General features: G+C 62.1%; 19 protein-coding genes and 1 other RNA gene. 11 read left to right on the top strand and 9 right to left on the bottom strand.

Annotation, left to right across the window (positions count from 1 at the left end):
• Positions 1–69: 69 nt before the first annotated feature.
• From AD670_RS01875 to AD670_RS01855, 5 genes are read right to left on the bottom strand one after another with little or no spacing between them, the layout of a single operon-like run.
• Positions 70–1,287, bottom strand: a complete 1,218-nt coding sequence (locus AD670_RS01875) for a 2-octaprenyl-3-methyl-6-methoxy-1,4-benzoquinol hydroxylase (RefSeq protein WP_172681435.1) — start codon at positions 1,285–1,287, stop codon at positions 70–72.
• A gap of 9 nt (positions 1,288–1,296) precedes the next feature.
• Complete coding sequence (locus tag AD670_RS01870) at positions 1,297–1,782, bottom strand: DUF4442 domain-containing protein (protein WP_053127827.1); 486 nt, start codon at positions 1,780–1,782, stop codon at positions 1,297–1,299.
• Positions 1,775–2,962 (bottom strand): 2-octaprenyl-6-methoxyphenyl hydroxylase, encoded by a 1,188-nt coding sequence (gene ubiH / locus AD670_RS01865; RefSeq protein WP_053127825.1) that lies wholly within the window; start codon positions 2,960–2,962, stop codon positions 1,775–1,777. The genes AD670_RS01870 and ubiH overlap by 8 nt, the downstream gene beginning before the upstream one ends.
• A complete protein-coding gene (gene pepP, locus AD670_RS01860; protein ID WP_053127823.1) occupies positions 2,959–4,281 on the bottom strand; it encodes a Xaa-Pro aminopeptidase in 1,323 nt (440 codons plus the stop codon). The genes ubiH and pepP overlap by 4 nt, the downstream gene beginning before the upstream one ends.
• A gap of 24 nt (positions 4,282–4,305) precedes the next feature.
• A complete protein-coding gene (locus AD670_RS01855) occupies positions 4,306–4,863 on the bottom strand; it encodes a YecA family protein (RefSeq protein ID WP_053127821.1) in 558 nt (185 codons plus the stop codon).
• A 139-nt stretch (positions 4,864–5,002) separates the two neighbouring features.
• On the opposite strand from AD670_RS01855, the gene AD670_RS01850 reads away from it, so the two are divergent.
• The 4 genes from AD670_RS01850 to AD670_RS01840 all read left to right on the top strand — a co-directional run bounded on the left by AD670_RS01850 (position 5,003) and on the right by AD670_RS01840 (position 6,422).
• Entirely contained in the window at positions 5,003–5,212 is a 210-nt protein-coding gene (locus tag AD670_RS01850; RefSeq protein ID WP_007982902.1) for a TIGR02449 family protein, read from the top strand.
• On the top strand, positions 5,209–5,526 hold the full coding sequence (locus AD670_RS01845; protein ID WP_053127819.1) for a cell division protein ZapA: 318 nt from the start codon (positions 5,209–5,211) through the stop codon (positions 5,524–5,526). The genes AD670_RS01850 and AD670_RS01845 overlap by 4 nt, the downstream gene beginning before the upstream one ends.
• A gap of 30 nt (positions 5,527–5,556) precedes the next feature.
• A non-coding RNA gene (ssrS, locus tag AD670_RS30445) (6S RNA) lies at positions 5,557–5,735 on the top strand.
• Between the two features lie 57 nt (positions 5,736–5,792).
• Complete coding sequence (locus tag AD670_RS01840; RefSeq protein ID WP_053127817.1) at positions 5,793–6,422, top strand: 5-formyltetrahydrofolate cyclo-ligase; 630 nt, start codon at positions 5,793–5,795, stop codon at positions 6,420–6,422.
• Between the two features lie 6 nt (positions 6,423–6,428).
• Here AD670_RS01840 and AD670_RS31590 read toward each other — a convergent pair whose 3' ends face one another.
• On the bottom strand, positions 6,429–6,578 hold the full coding sequence (locus tag AD670_RS31590) for a hypothetical protein (RefSeq protein WP_010207387.1): 150 nt from the start codon (positions 6,576–6,578) through the stop codon (positions 6,429–6,431).
• Positions 6,579–6,772: 194 nt separating this feature from the next.
• Here AD670_RS31590 and AD670_RS01835 point away from each other — a divergent pair, with 194 nt between their 5' ends.
• From AD670_RS01835 to AD670_RS01820, 4 genes are all read left to right on the top strand, one after another.
• Positions 6,773–7,222 (top strand): EVE domain-containing protein, encoded by a 450-nt coding sequence (locus AD670_RS01835; protein ID WP_053127815.1) that lies wholly within the window; start codon positions 6,773–6,775, stop codon positions 7,220–7,222.
• Positions 7,223–7,359: 137 nt separating this feature from the next.
• On the top strand, positions 7,360–8,325 hold the full coding sequence (locus AD670_RS01830) for an HlyD family secretion protein (protein WP_053127813.1): 966 nt from the start codon (positions 7,360–7,362) through the stop codon (positions 8,323–8,325).
• Entirely contained in the window at positions 8,322–11,039 is a 2,718-nt protein-coding gene (gene rbbA, locus AD670_RS01825; RefSeq protein ID WP_053127811.1) for a ribosome-associated ATPase/putative transporter RbbA, read from the top strand. Before AD670_RS01830 ends, rbbA begins: the two co-directional genes overlap by 4 nt.
• The gene (locus AD670_RS01820; protein ID WP_053127809.1) at positions 11,039–12,157 is read left to right on the top strand and encodes an ABC transporter permease; all 1,119 of its coding nucleotides are present in this window, start codon (positions 11,039–11,041) and stop codon (positions 12,155–12,157) included. The genes rbbA and AD670_RS01820 overlap by 1 nt, the downstream gene beginning before the upstream one ends.
• Positions 12,158–12,247: 90 nt before the next feature.
• On the opposite strand, the gene AD670_RS01815 is transcribed toward AD670_RS01820, so the two are convergent.
• Positions 12,248–12,655 carry a flagellar basal body-associated protein FliL gene (locus AD670_RS01815; protein ID WP_053127806.1) on the bottom strand — a complete coding sequence of 136 codons (408 nt, stop codon included), beginning with the start codon at positions 12,653–12,655 and terminating at the stop codon, positions 12,248–12,250.
• A 150-nt stretch (positions 12,656–12,805) separates the two neighbouring features.
• On the opposite strand from AD670_RS01815, the gene AD670_RS01810 reads away from it, so the two are divergent.
• Together AD670_RS01810 and glpT are read left to right on the top strand one after the other, a co-directional pair.
• Positions 12,806–13,783, top strand: coding sequence for an NADPH:quinone oxidoreductase family protein (locus AD670_RS01810; protein ID WP_053127804.1), 978 nt, complete (start codon positions 12,806–12,808; stop codon positions 13,781–13,783).
• Between the two features lie 230 nt (positions 13,784–14,013).
• Positions 14,014–15,351, top strand: a complete 1,338-nt coding sequence (gene glpT / locus AD670_RS01805) for a glycerol-3-phosphate transporter (RefSeq protein ID WP_053127802.1) — start codon at positions 14,014–14,016, stop codon at positions 15,349–15,351.
• Here the strand turns inward: glpT and AD670_RS01800 are convergent.
• Positions 15,348–16,001, bottom strand: coding sequence for a gamma-glutamylcyclotransferase (locus AD670_RS01800; protein WP_053127800.1), 654 nt, complete (start codon positions 15,999–16,001; stop codon positions 15,348–15,350). The two genes, glpT and AD670_RS01800, sit on opposite strands and share 4 nt — an antisense overlap.
• A 27-nt stretch (positions 16,002–16,028) precedes the next feature.
• A complete protein-coding gene (locus tag AD670_RS01795) occupies positions 16,029–18,416 on the bottom strand; it encodes a TonB-dependent siderophore receptor (RefSeq protein ID WP_053127798.1) in 2,388 nt (795 codons plus the stop codon).
• Between the two features lie 329 nt (positions 18,417–18,745).
• Here AD670_RS01795 and AD670_RS01790 point away from each other — a divergent pair, with 329 nt between their 5' ends.
• Positions 18,746–19,228, top strand: coding sequence for a hypothetical protein (locus AD670_RS01790; protein ID WP_053127796.1), 483 nt, complete (start codon positions 18,746–18,748; stop codon positions 19,226–19,228).
• The last annotated feature ends 11 nt before the right edge of the window (positions 19,229–19,239 follow it).

Here is a 19,239-nt window from a genome sequence, read left to right as displayed (position 1 = left end):
GGCGCAAATGATAGGGACTCACATTTGGTAACGCTCGGCGCAGCCGTTACCAAATGTTGCATGGCCGTATCAGGGCTTGGCGAGGTCCGGCAGATCGCCGGTCAACCCGAGGGCCTGGCGCACAAACACGGCCTTGGCTTCGGGCATCTGGTCGACCATCTTCAAGCCAGCATTGCGCAGCCAGCGCAGCGGCAGTTGATCGGCCTGGAACAAGCGCTCAAAACCCTCCATCGCCGCCATCAAGGCCAGGTTATGCGGCATGCGTCGGCGCTCGTAACGACTGAGCACCTTCACATCGGCAAGACGTTCACCGCGTTCGGTGGCCGACAACAACACTTCGGCCAGCACCGCCGCATCGAGGAACCCCAGGTTGACGCCCTGCCCGGCCAATGGGTGGATGACATGGGCCGCGTCGCCGATCAACGCCAGGCCCTCGGCCACATAGCGTTTGGCGTGACGTTGGCGCAAAGGCACGCACACACGCGGATCGGCGCTGACCACGCGGCCAAGGCGCCCTTCAAAGGCGCGCTCCAGCTCACGGCAGAAGCCTTCATCATCCAACGCCATCAGGCGTTCGGATTCGGCCGGCGTAGTCGACCAGACGATTGAGCACCAGTCCTCCTGCCCGTCCCGCTCCAGCGGCAAAAACGCCAGCGGGCCGGTGTCGGTAAAGCGCTGCCAGGCCGTGCGCTGGTGCGACTGGCTGCTGCGCACGCTGGTAACGATGGCGTTATGCAGGTAGTCCCACTCGCGTGTGGGGGTACCGGTCAGGCGGCGCACGGCGGAATTGGCGCCGTCGGCGGCCACCACCAGCGGTGCGCGCAATTTGCGTCCATCGGCCAGGGTCAGCAGCCAGTCATCGCCGGAGCGACGCATCTGCTCCAGGCGCGCATTCGCCAGCAGGCCCAGGTCGCAGTCGTGCAGACGGTCAAGCAAGGCATCCTGGACCACCCGGTTCTCGACGATATGCCCGAGCACTTCGGCATGCACACTGGCGGCCGAAAAGTGGATCTGCCCGGTGCCGCTGCCGTCCCACACCTGCATCTCGCCGTAGGGGCTGGCGCGTCGTTCAACGATGCCATCCCACACACCGAGGCGCTCGAGAATGCGTTGGCTGGCAGCCGACAAAGCGCTTACACGCGGTTCGAAGGCCGCCGCGCGGTCGAACGGCTTGACGCTCAGCGGGCTGCCGTCGAGCAGCAACACTTGCAGGCCACTGCCCTGCAACGCCAGCGCCAGGGCGCTTCCGACCATTCCGGCCCCGACAATCAGCACATCTGCGCGCATGTCCATGCTTTAAGCCTGCCTCGCTGGCGGCTTGCGCCGCACGTAAAGGGTTTTGTCGACCCGCGCCACCAGGGTGCCGGAGCCGTCATGAATCTGCACCTTGAGGTGGGGCAAGTACTTCTCGCCACCTTCGGTCTGTCGACGCACCTCATCCAGCAAGGCCTCGTCGATGGAAAATTCGGCATACACCGGGCCCTTGCCCGGCGAAATGAAGTCGATGCTCGCGGCCTTGTCCCACACGATGTAATCGCGGCCCAGGTTCTCCATCAACATCAGCATGTAGAACGGGTCGACCATCGAATACAGGCTGCCGCCAAATTGCGTGCCGACATAGTTGCGGTTGTACCAGCCCAGGCCCATGCGCACTTTGACGTGACGAAAATCGGCGCTCATGTGCTGCACGCTGACGCCAGCGCCCAGGTACGGCGGGTACAGGGTCATGACCCAACGCAACAACCGCGCCTTGCCCAACCGTTCAACCAGCCACTTACGCATCGGGACGGGTACCCAGGCCCATGGCCTGACGGGCGAACCAACGCTTGGCCGGAGGCAACAAATCCAGGCCCAGCAGACCCATATTGCGGCCCAGTGCGACCAGCGGTTGCGCACTGCCAAACAACCGCGTGACCTGGTCAGAGAAACCCACGGTCAACTTCTGATCCATGCGCTGGCGCTCGCGATAAGCCTGCAACGTCGCCAGGTCACCCGGTACCGCCGGCCCGGCCAGCAAGGCCTCAGCCAAGGCGTGCGCATCACGCAGGGACAGGTTGAACCCCTGCCCGGCAATCGGGTGCAGGCTGTGGGCGGCATTGCCGAGGATCGCCAGGTGCGAGCGTACCTGTTCTTCGGCTTCCACCAGGGTCAACGGATACAGGTGCCGGGCGCCCACTTGCTTGAGGGTGCCCAGGCGGTAGCCGAACACACCCTGCAATTCACTCAGGAAGCTGCGCTCATCGAGATTGGCCAGGCGCTGTGCGTCCATGCCGATACGGGTCCACACCAGCGCGCAGCGGTTGTCGGGCAGCGGCAGCAGGGCCATCGGGCCGTCATCGGTGAATCGCTCGAACGCTTCACCGTTGTGGGCTTCGCTCGGGGTAATGTTGGCGATCAGCGCGCTCTGGTTATACGGGCGGGTTTTCACGCCAATACCCAGTTGCTCGCGCAGGCCGGAGCGGCCGCCGTCGGCCAGCACCGCGAGGTCGCACTCCAGCACGGTTTCGTCGTTGAGGGTCAGGCGGTAGCCATCGGGCAGCGGCTCCATGCGGGTGACTTCCGCCGGGCAGCGCCAGCTCACCACGTCCTTGTCCAGGCCTTGCCACAGGCATTGGCCGAGCCAGGCGTTTTCCACCACGTAACCGAGGGCCGGCACGCCCTCCTCCATGGCGGACAGGCGCGCGGTGGAGAAGCGCCCACGGTCCGACACATGGATCTGCTTGATCGGTTCGGCGCGGCGCGAGATCTGCTGCCACAGGCCCAGGCGCTGGTAAATCTGCCGGGCGCCGTAGGACAGCGCCGAAGACCGCGCATCGTAGCTCGGCTGGTAGCTGTCGCCGGGCGCGAAGGGTTCGATCAGCACGATCTTCCAGCCACGCGCCTTGGCCCCCGCCTGCAATGCCAAGGCCAGGCTCGCGCCCACCAGGCCGCCGCCGATAATCGCCAGGTTGACCCGGCTCATCGGGCCGCCGCCATCAGCGCCTCAATCTCGGCGACAGCCTTGGGCACGCCGCTGGTCAGAATTTCACAGCCTTGCTTGGTCACCACCACGTCGTCCTCGATACGTACGCCAATGCCACGCCATTTTTTCGCTACGGCCTGGTTATCCGGCGAGATGTAGATACCCGGCTCCACGGTCAACGCCATGCCGACTTCCAGCACACGCCATTCGCCGCCCACCTTGTACTCGCCCACATCGTGCACATCCATCCCCAGCCAATGGCCGGCGCGGTGCATATAGAAGGGTTTGTAGGCTTCACTGGCGATCAGTTCATCGACGTCACCCTTGAGCAGCCCCAGTTTGACCAGTCCGGCAGTGATGACCTGCACCGTCGCCTCGTGGGCCTGGTTCCAATGTTTGTTCGGCGCGATCTGGGCAAAGGCGGCTTCCTGGGAGGCCAGCACGATTTCATAGATCGCTTTCTGTTCCGCTGAAAACTTGCCGTTGACCGGCCAGGTGCGCGTGATGTCGCTGGCGTAGCAGTCGATTTCGCAACCGGCATCAATCAGCACCAGGTCGCCGTCCTTGAGCACGGCGTCATTCTGCTGGTAATGCAGGATGCAGCTGTTGCGCCCGGTGGCGACGATGGAGCCATAGGCCGGCATCTTTGCGCCGCCCTTACGGAATTCGTAGTCCAGTTCGGCTTCCAGGCTGAACTCATGCAAACCGGCGCGACTGGCCTGCATCGCCTTTACGTGGGCCGCGCAGGAAATGCGCGCAGCCTCGCGCATCACCTTCACTTCCGCCGCCGATTTATACAGGCGCATGTCGTGGAGCAGATGATCCAGGGCAACAAATTCGTTCGGTGGCTGGGCGCCAAGGTGCGCTTTAGAGCGGATGACGTTGATCCACTCCATCAGGTGCCGATCGAATTCAGCGTTGCTGCCCATGGCCGAATACACCCGGTCGCGGCCTTCGATCAGGCCGGGCAGGATGTCGTCGATATCGGTGATGGGGAAGGCATCATCGGCGCCAAAGTCACGGATTGCGCCTTCGGTGCCCGCACGCAGGCCGTCCCACAATTCGCGCTCAGCGTTGCGTTCGCGGCAGAACAGCACGTACTCGCCATGCTGGCGGCCGGGCATCAGCACGATCACAGCTTCCGGTTCAGGGAAACCGCTCAGGTACTGGAAGTCGCTGTCCTGGCGGTAGACATGCTCCACATCGCGATTGCGGATCGCCACGGCGGCGGCCGGCAGGATCGCGATGCTGTTGGGTTCCATCTGCGCCATGAGCGCCTTGCGGCGCCGGGTGTATTCCGCTTTGGGGATATGGATCATGGGCAGATTGGCTTCCTTTCTCTTTTAATGCAGCGAAGGCTTGGGTGCAGCAGGCTCAGCGGACTTCTTGGTCTCGGTGAACAGCAGCAACGGCGCGACGCGCAGGTATTCCATGACTTCCATGTAGTCGCCTTCGCCGTCTTCGGACTCTTCCAGGGCGTCTTGCACCTGGGAGATGGCCGCCAGGTCCTGCAGCACTTCCTTGGCGTCGGTGCTCAGTTCCAGGCCGCTGGCGTTCACGCCGAAACCGTGGAGGAAGCCCTGGCACCATTGGCCGAGTGCGGCGGCGCGCTCCGTGAGCGGTGCATCGTCGGTCGGCAGCAGCAGGACCACGGTGACGTCATCACCGGTCAGTTCGCCCTTGACCATCTCTTGCAGGCCGATCAGCGCGTTACGCACGTTTTCGGTCGGTTCGGTTTCCAGCAGCTCGGCCACATCGGCCAACCAGTTGTCGGCATCAAAGCCAACGCCGGTGCAGCTGCGGCCGAGCAGCACGCCGTGCAGTTCGGCAGGCGAGCAAGGATGACCGCTGGTGCTCAGCAGTTTGGAAAAAGCATCGTACGGGGAGTTCTGAATGGGCATGGTGAGCTAGGCGCCAGACGGCGCAATGTCTAGAATGGAGCGCTGTATCCTAGCACCGGCAGACGTACCAAGACTATCGAGGGCGTCAGATCGTTTATCCTGCAGTTGCCATTCATCAGACAAAATCCAGTGGAACCCAATGGAAGACACCGACCTGCAAGCGCTGATGGCCAGACTCGAATTGCTAATTACTCGGGTCGAGCAACTTAAGAGTCAAAACGGACTCCTATTAGCTCAGGAAAAGACCTGGCGCGAGGAACGCGCTCACCTCATTGAAAAAAACGAAATCGCCCGGCGTAAGGTCGAATCGATGATTTCGCGCCTGAAGGCCCTGGAGCAAGACTCATGAGTTCAAGCAATAGCGTCACCGTGCAGATCCTCGACAAAGAATATTCGATCATCTGTCCCCAGGAAGAGCGCAGCAACCTGGTGAGCGCCGCCCGCTACCTGGACGGCAAGATGCGTGAAATCCGTAGCAGCGGCAAAGTGATCGGTGCCGACCGCATTGCCGTGATGGCCGCGTTGAACATTACCCACGACCTGCTGCATAAGCAGGAACGCCCTGACGTACAGGCCAGCGGCTCGACACGCGAGCAGGTACGTGACCTGCTCGAACGCGTTGATCTGGTGCTTTCCAGCGACTCGGACGTACCCAAGGGCTGATTGCCGCGACTGTTTAAGGTATACTCGCCCCACTCCCTGGCGTGTTTGCCAGTCGGCGATGTCCCTGAGCCGATTCGCACTACCCTGGAAGTTGCACGTTGGGCTGGTGTGCATGTCCGCTAGACGGAAAGCCTTAAAGCCTACTGCATCTTCCACCTTGAACTTTCGGGTTCAAGGGCTAAGTCGACAGCGGCTCTGTCGGGGAGCCTGAATTCCCAAACTCAATGCCAGTCCCCGGACTGGCATTGTTTTATGAGCCGAAAACCATGACCGAACCTGCGCCGCTTTCCCGTCCGCACCTTCGACGCATGTTGCGCAAAGCCCGCCGCGCCCTCACGCCGAGCGAGCAGCGCCAGGCCGCCCATGGCCTGTATCGGCAACTGGCACAGCACCCGCTGTTTCGCCGGGCCAAGCATGTTTCTTTATATCTACCGACGGACGGTGAAATCGATCCGCGTCTGCTGCTGCGCGCCGCCCAGCGACGGGGCAAGGCCACCTACCTGCCGGTGCTCAGCGCCTGGCCACAAACCAAGATGGTGTTCCAGCGCGTGAGGCCTGGGGAAAAGCTGCTGCCCAACCGCTTTCGCATTCTGGAGCCACGGGTCAATGCCAAACGCCAGCGCAAGGTGTGGACGCTCGATCTGGTGTTGCTGCCGTTGGTAGGGTTCGATGATGCCGGTGGCCGCCTGGGCATGGGCGGCGGTTTCTATGACCGCAGCCTCGCCTACCTGGCGCGCCGCCAAGACTGGCGCAAGCCTAGACTGCTGGGCCTGGCCCATGAATGTCAGAAGGTGGAGCGATTGGCGCAGGCCAGTTGGGATGTGCCATTGGCTGGCACCGTCACCGATAAGCAGTGGTATGTCGCAGAAACGCCGCTAGAAGCAGCGGCGCCTTGAAGAGGGTTAGCGTTTGAACGGTTGCGGCTGCTGCTGAGCCAGTTCAACCGGCGCATCGGTCTTGTTCGACCACAAGCTTTGCGCATACCCGGTGGTCACGACGCCCAGACCAAACAAAATCACCAATATCCATAGTAAATCCGGTTTACGTTGCATCGATTGCCCCCCTTCAGGCACCTCGTACACGATGACAACAACGTTCCAAAGTAGTCCGTTGCAGCTGCGTCAAGCTTAAAGGCCGGCATTTTGCGGTAACGTGAACCAACACGCAAACCTTGGCGCCAACCGACTGTCGGTTTGTCATCAAATTGCCTGACAACTTGCCCAATGCCTTTTTCAGGAGCGCAAAAATGGCCTACTGGCTGATGAAATCCGAGCCCGACGAACTCTCCATCAACGGCCTGGAAAAGCTTGGCGAAGCGCGCTGGGACGGGGTGCGCAACTACCAGGCGCGCAACTTCCTGCGGGCGATGACGGTGGGTGACCAATTTTTCTTCTACCACTCCAGTTGCCCCGAGCCAGGGATTGCCGGTATCGGCAAAATCATCGAGGCCGCCTACCCCGACCCTACCGCGCTGGCGCCGGACAGCCACTACTTCGACGCCAAGGTCACCCCGGAGAAAAACCCGTGGAGCGCGATCAATGTCGCGCACGTCCAGACCTTTCCCAAGGTGCTGGGCCTGGGCTACCTGAAACAGCAAACCGCCCTCGCCGAATTACCCCTGGTACAAAAAGGCAGTCGCTTGTCCGTGATGCCGGTCACCGCAGAACAATGGGCGGCGGTGCTGGCACTGCACTGACGAGAACCCTGCGGTCACGCTCCCGGCGCATGCATCTGCACCTGAACAGGGTTAGGCTTGCGCTTCATTTGACCGGCATCAACGCCCCCTCGGGCTGCCTCGGTCAAACTAGGAAGCTAACGCTGCAGGATGCCCCCATGTCGATCACGCCCCGCTCCTCCCACCTGTTTGCCGTTTTGTTGATTGCCTTGCTGCTCGCCGCCGGCGGCTTCGGTTACTGGAAGTCCACCCAGGACCGCCTGCCCGAAGGCTTGGGCATGGGCAACGGCCGCCTGGAGTCCACCGAAGTGCAGATCGCTGCCAAGACCCCAGGACGCCTGGCCGAGGTGCGGGTGGATGAAGGCGACAAGGTGCTCAAGGGCCAACTGCTGGCGCGCATGGACACCCGCACCCTGGAAGCCCAGCGCGCCCAGGCCGAAGCCGAAGTGCTGCGCGCCAGGGAAAATTTCGCTGCCGCCGAGGCCAACGTGCAGCTGCGCCAAAGCGAGCAACTGCTGGCCAACCAGGAGCTCAAGCGCACCCAGGAGCTGTACAAGCGCGGCTTTGCCAGCAGCCAGTTGATCGACCAACAGCAGGCCCGCCAGAACACCGGCAACGCCGCCGTGATCGCCGCGCAAGCCCAGGTCAACTCGGTAAAGGCCGCCATCGGTGCCGCCCAGGCCCAGGTCGCCCAGTTGACCAGCGAAATCGACGACAGCAGCCTGCGCGCGCCCATCGACGGCATTATCCAGCTGCGCCTGGCCGAGCCCGGCGAGGTCCTCGGTGCCGGCGGACGCGTGCTGTTGCTGATCGATCCCGAGGATCAGTACATGAACCTCTACCTGCCCGCCTCCGTCACCGGGCGCCTGACGGTTGGCAGCGACGCACGCATCCTGCTCGATGCCCTGCCTCAGCAACCGTTGCCGGCCAAGATCAGCTTTGTCGCGGCCAAATCGCAGTTCACCCCCAAGGAAGTCGAAACCCGCGACGAACGCCAAAAACTGGTGTTTCGCGTCAAGCTGCGCCTGACCCAACCCAGCGCCGTGCCCCAGGCCAAACCGGGCATGCCCGGCGCCGGCTACGTGCGCATGGCTGACATCGACTGGCCGGCCAACCTGCAATGACCGGCCTGGCGCTGCACGCCACCGGCATCAACCACCGTTACGGCAAGCAGCAGGCCTTGATCGACATCGCCTTCAGCCTGCCCACCGGCACGCGCTGCGGTCTGATCGGCCCGGATGGGGCCGGCAAGTCGAGCCTGTTGGGATTGATCGCCGGGGTTAAAAAGCTCCAGGACGGCCAACTGGAGGTGCTCGGCGGCTCAATCGCCGACCGTCGTCACCGCAACAGCCTGTACCCACGCATCGCCTTCATGCCCCAGGGCCTGGGCGGCAACCTCTACCCCGAACTGTCCATCAGCGAAAACATCCGCTTCTTTGCCACGCTGTTCGGCCTGTCCAAAGCCGACTGCGACCAGCGCATGCACAACCTGCTGTTGGCCACCGACCTTGCACGCTTTGCCGAGCGCCCGGCCGGCAAGCTCTCCGGCGGCATGAAGCAGAAGCTCGGCCTGTGCTGCGCGCTGATCCACGACCCGGACTTGTTGATCCTCGACGAACCCACCACCGGCGTCGACCCGCTGTCGCGGCGGCGCTTCTGGGAACTGGTCGAGACCGTGCGCAGCGAGCGCCCGCAACTGACGCTGCTGGTGGCCACGGCCTATATGGAGGAGGCCGAGCAATTCGAACATTGCCTGATGCTCGACCGTGGCAAGCTGATCGCCGACGGGCTCAGCAGCGAACTGGCGGCAGCGACCCCCAGCGGCAAACTGGATGAGGCCTTCACCCACTTCCAGGGCGACAGCGCCCATGACAACCAACCGCTGGTGATCCCGCCCAGGGAAAACGCCAACACCGATATCGCCATCGAAGCCCACGACCTGACCCTGCGCTTCGGGGACTTCACGGCAGTGAACAAGGTTAGCTTTGCCATCGGCCGTGGCGAAATCTTCGGCTTCCTCGGCTCCAACGGCTGCGGCAAGACCACCACCATGAAAGTCCTCACCGGGCTGATGCCGGCCACCGAAGGCAGCGCCACGTTGCTGGGCAACCCGGTGAACGCCAAGGACCTGGCCACCCGCAAGCGCGTGGGTTTCATGTCACAAAGCTTCTCGCTGTATGGCGAACTGAGCGTGCGCCAGAACCTGGTGCTGCATGCACAACTGTTCGATTTGCCTAAGGCCGACAGCGGCCCGCGCATCGATGAGCTGATCCAGCGCTTCGACCTCGGTGAAGTGGCCGAGCAGCCGTCCGGGGAGCTGCCCCTCGGCCTGCGCCAACGCTTGTCATTGGCCGTGGCGGTGCTGCATCGCCCGGAAGTGTTGATCCTCGATGAGCCCACCTCGGGCGTCGACCCAGCGGCGCGGGATGATTTCTGGCGGCTGTTGATCGAGTTGTCCCGCGAACAAGGGGTGACGATCTTCCTGTCTACCCACTTCATGAATGAAGCCCAGCGCTGCGACCGCATCTCTCTGATGCATGCCGGCAAGGTACTCGCCTGCGACACGCCGGACGCACTGCAACGGCAGTTCAGCGGCGACACCCTGGAAGCCGCGTTCGTCACCTGCCTGGAGCAAGCTCAGGGCGATGCCGAACCCGCCACGTCCGCCAAAACCGTCAGCGAAACCCATGCGCCGCCCACCAGCAAGCGTGGTTTCAGCCTGTCCCGCCTGCTGGCCGTGGCCAGCCGCGAAGGCAAGGAGTTGCTGCGCGACAAAGTGCGCATGGCCTTCGCCCTGCTCGGCGCGATGTTCATGATGGTGATCTTCGGCTACGGCATTTCCCTGGATGTGGAAAACCTCGCCTTCGCCGTCTACGACCAGGACCAGACGCCACAAAGCCGCGCCTATCTGGAAGCCTTCCGCAGCTCGCGCTACTTCGCCGAGCAGGCGCCGATCCAGGATGCCAATGAATTGCACCGGCGCCTGCAACGCTCGGAAATCAAGCTGGCCCTGGAAATCCCACCCGGCTTTGGTCGCGATCTCTATGCCGGTCGCCAACCCACCGTGGCCGCGTGGCTCGATGGCGGCATGCCGTTTCGTGCGGAAACCAGCCGCAACTATGTGGAGGCGGTGCACCAAGGCAACCTGCAACAACTGGCCGATCTGAGCAGCCTGCCCCGCAGCCCCCAGGCGGCCGCCAAACTGGAAACCCGTTTCCGCTACAACCAGGACGTGGTCAGCGTGAACGCCATCGGCCCGGGCGTGATGGCACTGATCCTGGCGTTTATCCCGGCGATGCTCACCGCCCTGGGCATCGTGCGCGAGAAAGAATTGGGCTCGATCACCAATTTCTACGCCACACCGCTGACGCGCCTGGAGTTCCTGTTGGGCAAGCAGGCTCCCTACCTGGCCGTGAGCCTGGTCAACCTGGCGGTTCTGGTGGCGATGAACCGCTGGCTGTTCGGTGTGCCGTTCAAGGGCAGCGGCCTGACGTTGGCGTTTGGCGGTCTGCTGTATGTGCTGGCCACGACCAGCATGGGCCTGCTGATCTCCGCGTTCACCCGCACCCAGATCGCGGCGATCCTCGGCACCATGATCATCACCAGCCTGCCAACCATTCAGTTCTCCGGGCTGATCGTGCCGCGCTCGTCCCTGGAAGGCGCGGCCGCCTTGATGGGCGCACTGTTTCCGGCCGGGCACTTTTTGGATATCGCCGTGGGCACCTTCACCAAGGCCCTGGACCTGCGCCAGTTGTGGCCACAATGCCTGGCGCTGTTCGGCTTCTTTATCGGGTTCACCGGGCTGAGCCTGATCATGCTCAAGAAGCAGGAGGCGTGATGCACAAGCTCGCACACATCTTCCGGCTGGGCATCAAGGAACTCACCAGCCTGCGTCACGACAGCGTATTGCTGCTGTTTCTGTTCTACGCCTTCACCGTCGCCATCTACATGCCCGCCGCCGGCTCGGTGATCGGCGTGCACAACGCCAGCGTGGCGTTTGTCGATGAAGACCACAGCGCGCTCTCACGGCAGATGGCCGAGGCGCTGCAACCGCCCGAGTTTCAACCACCGGCGCCGTTGGCCTATGACCAGTTGGACAAGGTGATGGACAGCGGCCAGTACACCTTCGTGATCAACGTGCCAGCCAACTTCCAGGCCGACCTGTTGGCCGGTCGCCAGCCTGGCGTGCAGGTGAACGTCGATGCCACGGCGATGAGCCAGGCGTTCATGGGCGCGGGCTACATCGGACGGATCTTCCAGCGCGAGTTGCTCAACTACAGCGGGCAAACCGATGCCGCCACCCAGGCGCCCGCACGGCTCACGACCCGAGCACTGTTCAACACCAACCTGGAGGGCGGCTGGTTCCTGGCCGTAATCCAGATCGTCAACAACATCACCATCCTGGCCATCATCCTCACCGGCACCGCGCTGTTGCGCGAGCGCGAACACGGCACCCTCGACCATCTGCTGGTGCTGCCGCTGACGGCGCTGGAAATCATGCTGGCGAAAATCTGGAGCAACATGCTGGTGGTGGTGCTGTGCACCTGGCTATCGCTGGAGGTGGTGGTCAAAGGGCTGCTCGGCGTGCCGCTGGCCGGGTCGCTGAGCCTGTTCCTGTTTGTGACCGCGCTGTACCTGTTTGCCAGTACGGCACTGGGGATCTTCCTCGCCACCCTCGCCCGCTCGACGCCGCAGTTCGGCTTGCTGGCGATCCCGGTGATTATCCCGATGCTGCTGCTGTCAGGCGGCAGCACGCCGCTGGACAGCATGCCCGAGTGGTTGCAGTGGGTGATGCAGGGCTCGCCGTCGACGCACTTTGTGAGCTTGAGCGCGGCGATTCTGTTTCGTGATGCGGGGCTGAGCGTGGTGTGGCCGGACGTGCTGGCGCTGGCGGGGATTGGGCTGTTGTTTTTTACGGTGGCGTTGGCGCGATTCAGGAAGAGCTTGGCGTCTTGAGCGTGATGAGCCCGCTGGTTGTGGCGGGGGGGCTGCTGCGCAGCCCAACGCGGGGCAAGCCCGCTCGCCACAACAAGCCGCTCGCCACCGTTACTGGATGATCAGGTTATTGAACAGCAGGTCTTCCACCATGGGCTTGCCAGTCTCGTCGTTCATCACTTGCTGGGTTTGCTTCAGGGCTTCCTGACGCAGCTTTTCCTTGCCGTCGACAGTGCTCATGGTCTCGTTGGTCTGCTGGGTGAATAGCGCGACCAACTGGTTACGGATCAATGCGTCGTTGGCCTTGACCGCTTTGGCGGCTTCTTCGCCGGTCACGCGCAGGGCGATATCGGCCTTGAACACTTTGAGCTTGGCCGTGCCATCCAGGCCGTAGTTACCCACGAACGGCGGGCTCAGGCTGATATAGCTGACCTTCGGCGCCGCACCTTCTTTGGCTTCTTCGGCCTGGGCTGCCATCGGCAAGGTCAGGGCCAGCATCAACAGGATCCACGCTTTCACAGTTCATTCCTCACATTCGGTTGCCGGGTAGCATAACGCTAGCAAGGCAGAGCACAAGCTTATGGCGACTTATCAGGGCCGAGCATGCTCGTTGACCCACAGGCCTACCCTCCTACACTTATCGGCCACGACACCAAAAGGAATAGCCCGATGAAAGCTGTGCTGTGCAAAGCCTTCGGCCCCGCCGAAACCCTGGTGCTGGAAGAAATCGCCAGCCCGGCGATCAAGAAGAACGAAATCCTGCTGGACGTGCACGCCGCCGGGGTCAACTTCCCCGACACCCTGATCATCGAGGGCAAATACCAGTTCAAGCCGCCCTTCCCGTTCTCGCCGGGTGGCGAGGCATCGGGCGTGGTCAGCGAAGTCGGGGAAAAGGTCAGCCACTTGAAAGTCGGCGACCGGGTCATGGCGCTCACCGGCTGGGGCAGCTTTGCCGAGCAGGTCGCGGTGCCTGGCTACAACGTGCTGCCGATCCCGCCAAGCATGGACTTCAACACCGCCGCCGCCTTCAGCATGACCTACGGCACCTCCATGCACGCGCTGAAACAACGGGCCAACCTGCAACCCGGCGAAACCCTGCTGGTGCTCGGCGCGTCCGGTGGCGTGGGCCTGGCTGCGGTGGAAATCGGCAAGGCCATGGGCGCGCGGGTGATCGCCGCCGCGAGCAGCGCCGACAAACTCGCCGTAGCCAAGGCCGCCGGCGCCGATGAGTTGATCAACTACAGCGAAGCCAACCTCAAGGACGAGATCAAGCGCCTGACCGACGGCAACGGTGCCGATGTGATCTACGATCCGGTGGGCGGCGATCTGTTTGACCAGGCCATCCGCGCCATCGCCTGGAACGGCCGCCTGCTGGTGGTGGGCTTCGCCAGCGGGCGCATCCCGGAACTGCCGGTGAACCTGGCGCTGCTCAAGGGTGCGGCAGTGGTCGGGGTGTTCTGGGGCTCGTTCGCCCAGCGCCAGCCGCAGGATAATGCAGCGAACTTCCAGCAGCTGTTCACTTGGTACGGTGAGGGCAAGCTCAAACCATTGGTGTCGCAGGTGTATCCGCTGGAGCAGGCCGCCCAGGCGATCAACGACCTCGGCCAGCGCCGGGCGGTAGGCAAGGTCGTCGTCCAGACCCGCTAACCGACCTGAAATGCAATCAAGGGTGGGAGGGGGCTTGTCCCCTCCCACCTTTGATCTCCTGCGGTCTTAAAATCGATAACGACCCACACTTATCCATTTACGACATGTTCATAAGAGAACATGCAATTGCTCTCATTTCCTGTGTTTGCGCATAAGAGGCAATGCTATTTTCGGTAACGAAACTGTAACATTCGCATCCGCAGTCAAAACAAGAAATCTGGAGCTCTTGAATGTTTGCTTTCTTTCGTCCTGCCGCACACCAGGCGCCCCTGCCTGAAGAAAAAATCGACAGTACCTATCGACGGCTGCGCTGGCAGATCTTCGCCGGTATTTTCTTCGGTTATGCCGGGTACTACCTGCTGCGCAAAAACTTCTCCCTGGCCATGCCCTACCTGATCGACGAGGGTTACACCCGCGGTGAGCTGGGCCTGGCGATGTCGGCGATCGCGATCGCCTACGGCCTGTCCAAGTTCCTCATGGGCCTGGTGTCCGACCGTTCCAACCCGCGCTACTTCCTGCCCTTCGGCCTGCTGGTTTCAGCGGGGGTGATGTTCATTTTCGGTTTCGCACCTTGGGCAACGTCCAGTGTGACCATGATGTTCATTTTGCTGTTCATCAACGGCTGGGCCCAGGGCATGGGCTGGCCGCCAAGTGGCCGGACCATGGTGCACTGGTGGTCGCAGAAAGAACGCGGCGGCGTGGTGTCAGTGTGGAACGTGGCGCACAACGTCGGCGGCGGCCTGATCGGCCCGCTGTTCCTGCTGGGTATGGCTTGGTTCAACGACTGGCATGCGGCGTTCTACGTACCGGCCACCGTGGCCTTGGCCGTGGCGGCATTTGCCTTCATTACCATGCGCGACACCCCGCAATCGGTCGGCCTGCCGCCGATCGAGCAATACAAGAATGACTACCCGGAAGGCTACGACGCCAGCCACGAAGACGAATTCAGCGCCAAGGAAATCTTCGTCAAGTACGTGCTGCGCAACAAAATGCTCTGGTACATCGCCTTTGCCAACGTGTTCGTCTACCTGCTGCGCTACGGCGTACTGGACTGGGCGCCGACCTACCTCAAGGAAGCCAAGCACTTCACGGTCGATAAATCGTCCTGGGCGTACTTCTTCTACGAGTGGGCAGGTATTCCGGGCACGCTGCTGTGCGGCTGGATGTCAGACAAGATCTTCCGTGGCAACCGTGGCCTGACCGGCATCGTGTTCATGGCGCTGGTGACCGTGGCGACCCTGGTGTACTGGCTCAACCCGCCGGGCAACCCGGTGGTCGACATGATCGCGCTAGTCTCGATCGGCTTTTTGATCTACGGCCCGGTGATGCTGATCGGCCTGCAGGCGCTTGAACTGGCACCGAAGAAAGCCGCCGGGACGGCTGCGGGCTTCACCGGCCTGTTCGGCTATTTGGGCGGTTCGGTGGCAGCCAGTGCGGCCATGGGCTACACCGTGGACCATTTCGGCTGGGACGGTGGTTTCGTGCTGCTGATCGGCGCGTGCCTGCTGGCCATCGCGTTCCTGATCCCAACGCTGTGGCACACCAACAGTGTCAGCTCGGCGCGTTAATCGCCTGAGCAATCCTTGGCACAACGCTTGAGCCGCGCCTCCAGATTCTTGTCTGGCATGGCGTGGCTACGCAGGGCGTTGACGGTCTGCTCGACGTAATCGCGAGTAGTGCCGTAACGCCCGCAAGCGCTTTGCAGCACATGGTTCAGCACGATATCGGGCAAGTTGCCGGCGTAGCTGGGCAAGTGCCGCTCCAACACAAACCCCAACGCCTGTACCTGACTGCCATCTTCAAGACGGCAACTGAGCCAGTGCGGCCGGTAGGACGGGTAAGGCATCTCGCGCTGCCACAAGGCGTAAAGCGAGGCCTCCAGTTGATCTTCCGGCAAGCGGTAGGCGAACCCGCTGCACGAACCTCCGCGATCCAGGCCAAAGACCAGCCCCGGCAATTCCGGCGTACCCCGATGCTCGTGGGACCACAGGTACAGGCCCCGGTGATAACCGTGCACCCGTGCCCGCATCCGTTCGGTCGACGAGCATTCCGGCCGCCAGATCAGCGAACCATATGCAAATAGCCAGACCGGCCCACCCTTGTGCCGGCCCATGGTGGCCTGCATCGAGCTCATTAACTGTTCGTGAGTGAGTTGCGGCCCAAGATCGAGCCGCGGAGGGTAAGCCAATTGCAAAAGATCGGTTTCAATGGCGGTCATGGCGAAAAGCGGTGCGCCTCCTGTGTGTTACCAGTTGTAAGCAACTTTACCGTAATAAAACGCGCCGCTGTAACCGTACGGCGAAAAAGTGCTATAGGCCAAATTGCCACCACTGCTGGCGAAGGCGTTGACCTTCTCCGGGTATTTATCGGTGACGTTGTCGCCGCCCAGGGTGAAGGTCCAGTTCTTCAGCTTGTAATCCGCCGACAGGTCCAGCACCCAGGCGGCCTTAAAGGTCTGGTCATTGACCTTGTCCGCCTGGTAACTGGTGAATTCACCATAGCGCACCAGGTTGCTGTGCAGCGCCCAATGGCCGTAAGTGAAGTCGTTACCCAGGCTCAGCTTGTGCTGCGGCGTGGTATCGCCCAGCAAACCGATGCGCTCGCGGCGGTCCACGCGCACCAGGTTCGCGCCCAGGCTGTCGAGGATGGCCGGGTTGGCCTTCACGTCCGTCACCTTGGTGTGGTTGTAGTTGTAGCCCACGGTGCTGTTCCAGCGGATGCCGTTATCGAACTGATAGCGATAGTTGGCGACCAGGTCGACGCCGTCGGTGCTGGTATCGGTGGCATTGGTGAAGTAGCGGGCGGTGGTGTAGTCGATATTGCCAACCCCGTTGGCCTGCAAATAGGCGCGCGTCGCCGCGTTTATGCCGAGGTTGGACGACAGGCTGATACGGTCCCGGATGTCGATGCGGTACACGTCCACCGTCACCGTCAGGTCATCGGCCGGCTCCAGCACCAGGCCAAGGCTGTAATTGCGCGATTTTTCGGCCTTGAGGTCTTCGGCACCGAGCAAACGCGCGACCTGGCTGTTGGCCGGGAAGGTGCCAGCTTCCTGGATGGTGCTGCCGATCAGTTGCGATGAGGTGTAGGCAAAGTTCTGCTGGGCCAGGGACGGTGCGCGGAAACCGTTGGAAACGCTGCCGCGCAAGGCCACCTGCGGGGTGAAGTCATAACGGGCCGACAGCGAGCCGCTGACATTGGAGCCGAAATCGCTGTAGTCCTCATGGCGCACGGCGGCCGAGGCGCTGAGTTTTTCGGTGAAGTTGGTTTCCAGGTCCAGGTACTGGGCCCAGTTATGCCGTGTGCTGGTGCCGGCATCCGCATCACGGAAACCACCCAGTCCGGAACTGCCGGTCTGAAAGTAGGAGGCCGGCTCGCCCGCCTCGATTTCATAACCCTGGTGCAGGTATTCACCGCCAAACGCCACGGACACCGGGTAAGGCAGCCAACCCACATCGAACTCGCGGGACAGGTCCAGGCTGACTTGCTTCTGGTCGTTGCTCAGGGTGCCGTTGTCGAACTTGCGCGGCGTGGCCAGGCCCAGGGAGGTGTTGATGGTTTCGGTGCTGAGTGCGTACTGGTTCTTGCCGTAGTTGGCCGACAGGTCGTAATGCCAGTCGTACCCCAGCAAGCCACGCAGGCCCACCACCAACGACGTATCTTCAAGGTTGCCCTTGATCAGCGGCAGGTAACCGTTGGGGTTGAGCGCCGGGATGTTGTTGGACGCATTGCTCGCCCGGTAGAACGCCGCCGTCTCGCCGCGCCGCTTGCTGTAGCCGCCGAAGGTGTAGAACTCGGCCGCATCGTTGAAGGCATATTCGGAGTTGAACTGGAATTTGCCTTCATTGGTGGCCGGCTCACCCTGGCGAAACACGCGCTGGCCATAGGTCGTAGAGCCGATGCTGCCCGTGCGGTAGTCATCCCCGGCGCGGTTGGTGTAGTCGTTGTCCGCCCCTTCGGCCGACAGGTTGATAAAGCCGTTGTCGCCCAATGCCAGGCCGGTGTTGCCGCTGACGTTGCGCTGGATACCGTCGCCTTTCTTGTATTCGCCGAACTTGGTGGAGATCGATCCGCCATGGTCGGCGTGCTTGAGGATCACATTGATCACCCCGGCAATCGCATCCGAGCCGTAGCGCGCGGAAGCACCGTCACGCAGCACTTCGATATGGTCCACCGCCGACAGCGGGATCGCATTCAGGTCCGCCGGTGCCGACCCCCGGCCCACCGCGCCGCCCAGGTTGACGAAGGCACTGGTGTGGCGGCGCTTGCCGTTGACCAGCACCAGCACCTGATCGGGTGACAGGCCGCGCAACTGCGCAGGGCGCACCAGCTCGGCGCCATCCACCAGGCTTGGGCGCGGGAAGTTGATCGACGGAATCAGGCGCGCCAGCACCGCCCCCAACTCATCAGAGCCCGTGCTGCGCAGGCTATCACCGGAAATCACATCAATCGGTGACAGCGAAGCACTGGCGGTACGCTCCTGGGCGCGGGTGCCGGTGACGATCACGGTGTCGAGTTTGGGTGCATCGGTGGCAGACGTTTCGTCCGCAAAGACTGGATTGAATCCCACAGCGGCGAGCAAATTGGCCGACAAAATCGCTGTGTACAACGCGTGTTGCGTGTAGCTCCCCATACCGCTCCCCTTTGAATCAAACATCAGAACGTCAGTGTTCTGAGTGCGTAAGATCGATCCGGCTGGCGGGCGGTGGCGGTCAGTTAATGGTTATTGGAAGAAAATCGGTAGTCCGTTGAGATATAGCCTAAAGATATTTACGCAACAAATTAAATACCTTTAAAGCATAAGCGAATGCATAAGCCCGAGACCCCTTTCGTCAGAATTGCACACGGCAATCCGGCTACTTTCAGCCCCGGTTCAGCCTGGGAGCACGCCATGCCGTCAAAATAGCGCGCACATTCACGACCCACCTAGCCGCCCATCAAACCGACTATCGAGGTCGCACCATGAAGAAATTTCGACTGCCGGGCCTGCTATTCCTGGCACAGGCCACCACCGCACTGGCTGGCGAGACCCCAACTGCCGATGACGAAAAAGGCTTCTGGTACGCGCAGACCAGCGTCTATACCCGGCACTTCGCACCGGATAAAGATCACAACAACAACCAGGGCCTGATCGGCCTGGAGCGCAATGAGGCGTCAGGATTGGTGTATGGCGGAGCGACATTTCGCAACTCGTTCCGTCAGCGCTCGTACTACGCCTATGCAGGCAAACGCTATGACCTGAACGATTCTGCGGTGTACCTGAAAGTCACAGGCGGCGCGATCCAGGGCTATCGCGGCAAATACCGCGACAAGATCCCCCTGAACCGTTTCGGCGTGGCGCCGGTGATCATTCCGTCGGTAGGCACCCATTACGGGCCGGTTGCAGCGGAGTTGGTGCTGCTGGGGTTCAATGCGGCGATGGTGACGACCGGAGTACGATTCTGAGCAGGGGGAGC

Origin of the sequence: Pseudomonas sp. MIACH (assembly GCF_001269925.1) — a bacterium.
Classification (GTDB): Bacteria; Pseudomonadota; Gammaproteobacteria; order Pseudomonadales; family Pseudomonadaceae; genus Aquipseudomonas.
The sequence above is the reverse complement of the archived record's forward strand: the minus strand, read 5'-3'. Positions and strand labels throughout refer to the sequence as shown.

Excerpts from the sequence above, each read along its gene's own strand:
- pepP (WP_053127823.1), bottom strand. The coding sequence starts at position 4,281 with ATGATCCATATCCCCAAAGCGGAATACACCCGGCGCCGCAAGGCGCTC.
- AD670_RS01855 (WP_053127821.1), bottom strand. The coding sequence starts at position 4,863 with ATGCCCATTCAGAACTCCCCGTACGATGCTTTTTCCAAACTGCTGAGC.
- AD670_RS31590 (WP_010207387.1), bottom strand. The coding sequence starts at position 6,578 with ATGCAACGTAAACCGGATTTACTATGGATATTGGTGATTTTGTTTGGT.
- AD670_RS01845 (WP_053127819.1), top strand. The coding sequence starts at position 5,209 with ATGAGTTCAAGCAATAGCGTCACCGTGCAGATCCTCGACAAAGAATAT.
- AD670_RS01820 (WP_053127809.1), top strand. The coding sequence starts at position 11,039 with ATGCACAAGCTCGCACACATCTTCCGGCTGGGCATCAAGGAACTCACC.
- AD670_RS01840 (WP_053127817.1), top strand. The coding sequence starts at position 5,793 with ATGACCGAACCTGCGCCGCTTTCCCGTCCGCACCTTCGACGCATGTTG.
- AD670_RS01790 (WP_053127796.1), top strand. The coding sequence starts at position 18,746 with ATGAAGAAATTTCGACTGCCGGGCCTGCTATTCCTGGCACAGGCCACC.
- AD670_RS01850 (WP_007982902.1), top strand. The coding sequence starts at position 5,003 with ATGGAAGACACCGACCTGCAAGCGCTGATGGCCAGACTCGAATTGCTA.
- ubiH (WP_053127825.1), bottom strand. The coding sequence starts at position 2,962 with ATGAGCCGGGTCAACCTGGCGATTATCGGCGGCGGCCTGGTGGGCGCG.
- AD670_RS01830 (WP_053127813.1), top strand. The coding sequence starts at position 7,360 with ATGTCGATCACGCCCCGCTCCTCCCACCTGTTTGCCGTTTTGTTGATT.
- AD670_RS01835 (WP_053127815.1), top strand. The coding sequence starts at position 6,773 with ATGGCCTACTGGCTGATGAAATCCGAGCCCGACGAACTCTCCATCAAC.
- AD670_RS01870 (WP_053127827.1), bottom strand. The coding sequence starts at position 1,782 with ATGCGTAAGTGGCTGGTTGAACGGTTGGGCAAGGCGCGGTTGTTGCGT.
- AD670_RS01810 (WP_053127804.1), top strand. The coding sequence starts at position 12,806 with ATGAAAGCTGTGCTGTGCAAAGCCTTCGGCCCCGCCGAAACCCTGGTG.
- rbbA (WP_053127811.1), top strand. The coding sequence starts at position 8,322 with ATGACCGGCCTGGCGCTGCACGCCACCGGCATCAACCACCGTTACGGC.
- glpT (WP_053127802.1), top strand. The coding sequence starts at position 14,014 with ATGTTTGCTTTCTTTCGTCCTGCCGCACACCAGGCGCCCCTGCCTGAA.
- AD670_RS01800 (WP_053127800.1), bottom strand. The coding sequence starts at position 16,001 with ATGACCGCCATTGAAACCGATCTTTTGCAATTGGCTTACCCTCCGCGG.
- AD670_RS01875 (WP_172681435.1), bottom strand. The coding sequence starts at position 1,287 with ATGCGCGCAGATGTGCTGATTGTCGGGGCCGGAATGGTCGGAAGCGCC.
- AD670_RS01795 (WP_053127798.1), bottom strand. The coding sequence starts at position 18,416 with ATGGGGAGCTACACGCAACACGCGTTGTACACAGCGATTTTGTCGGCC.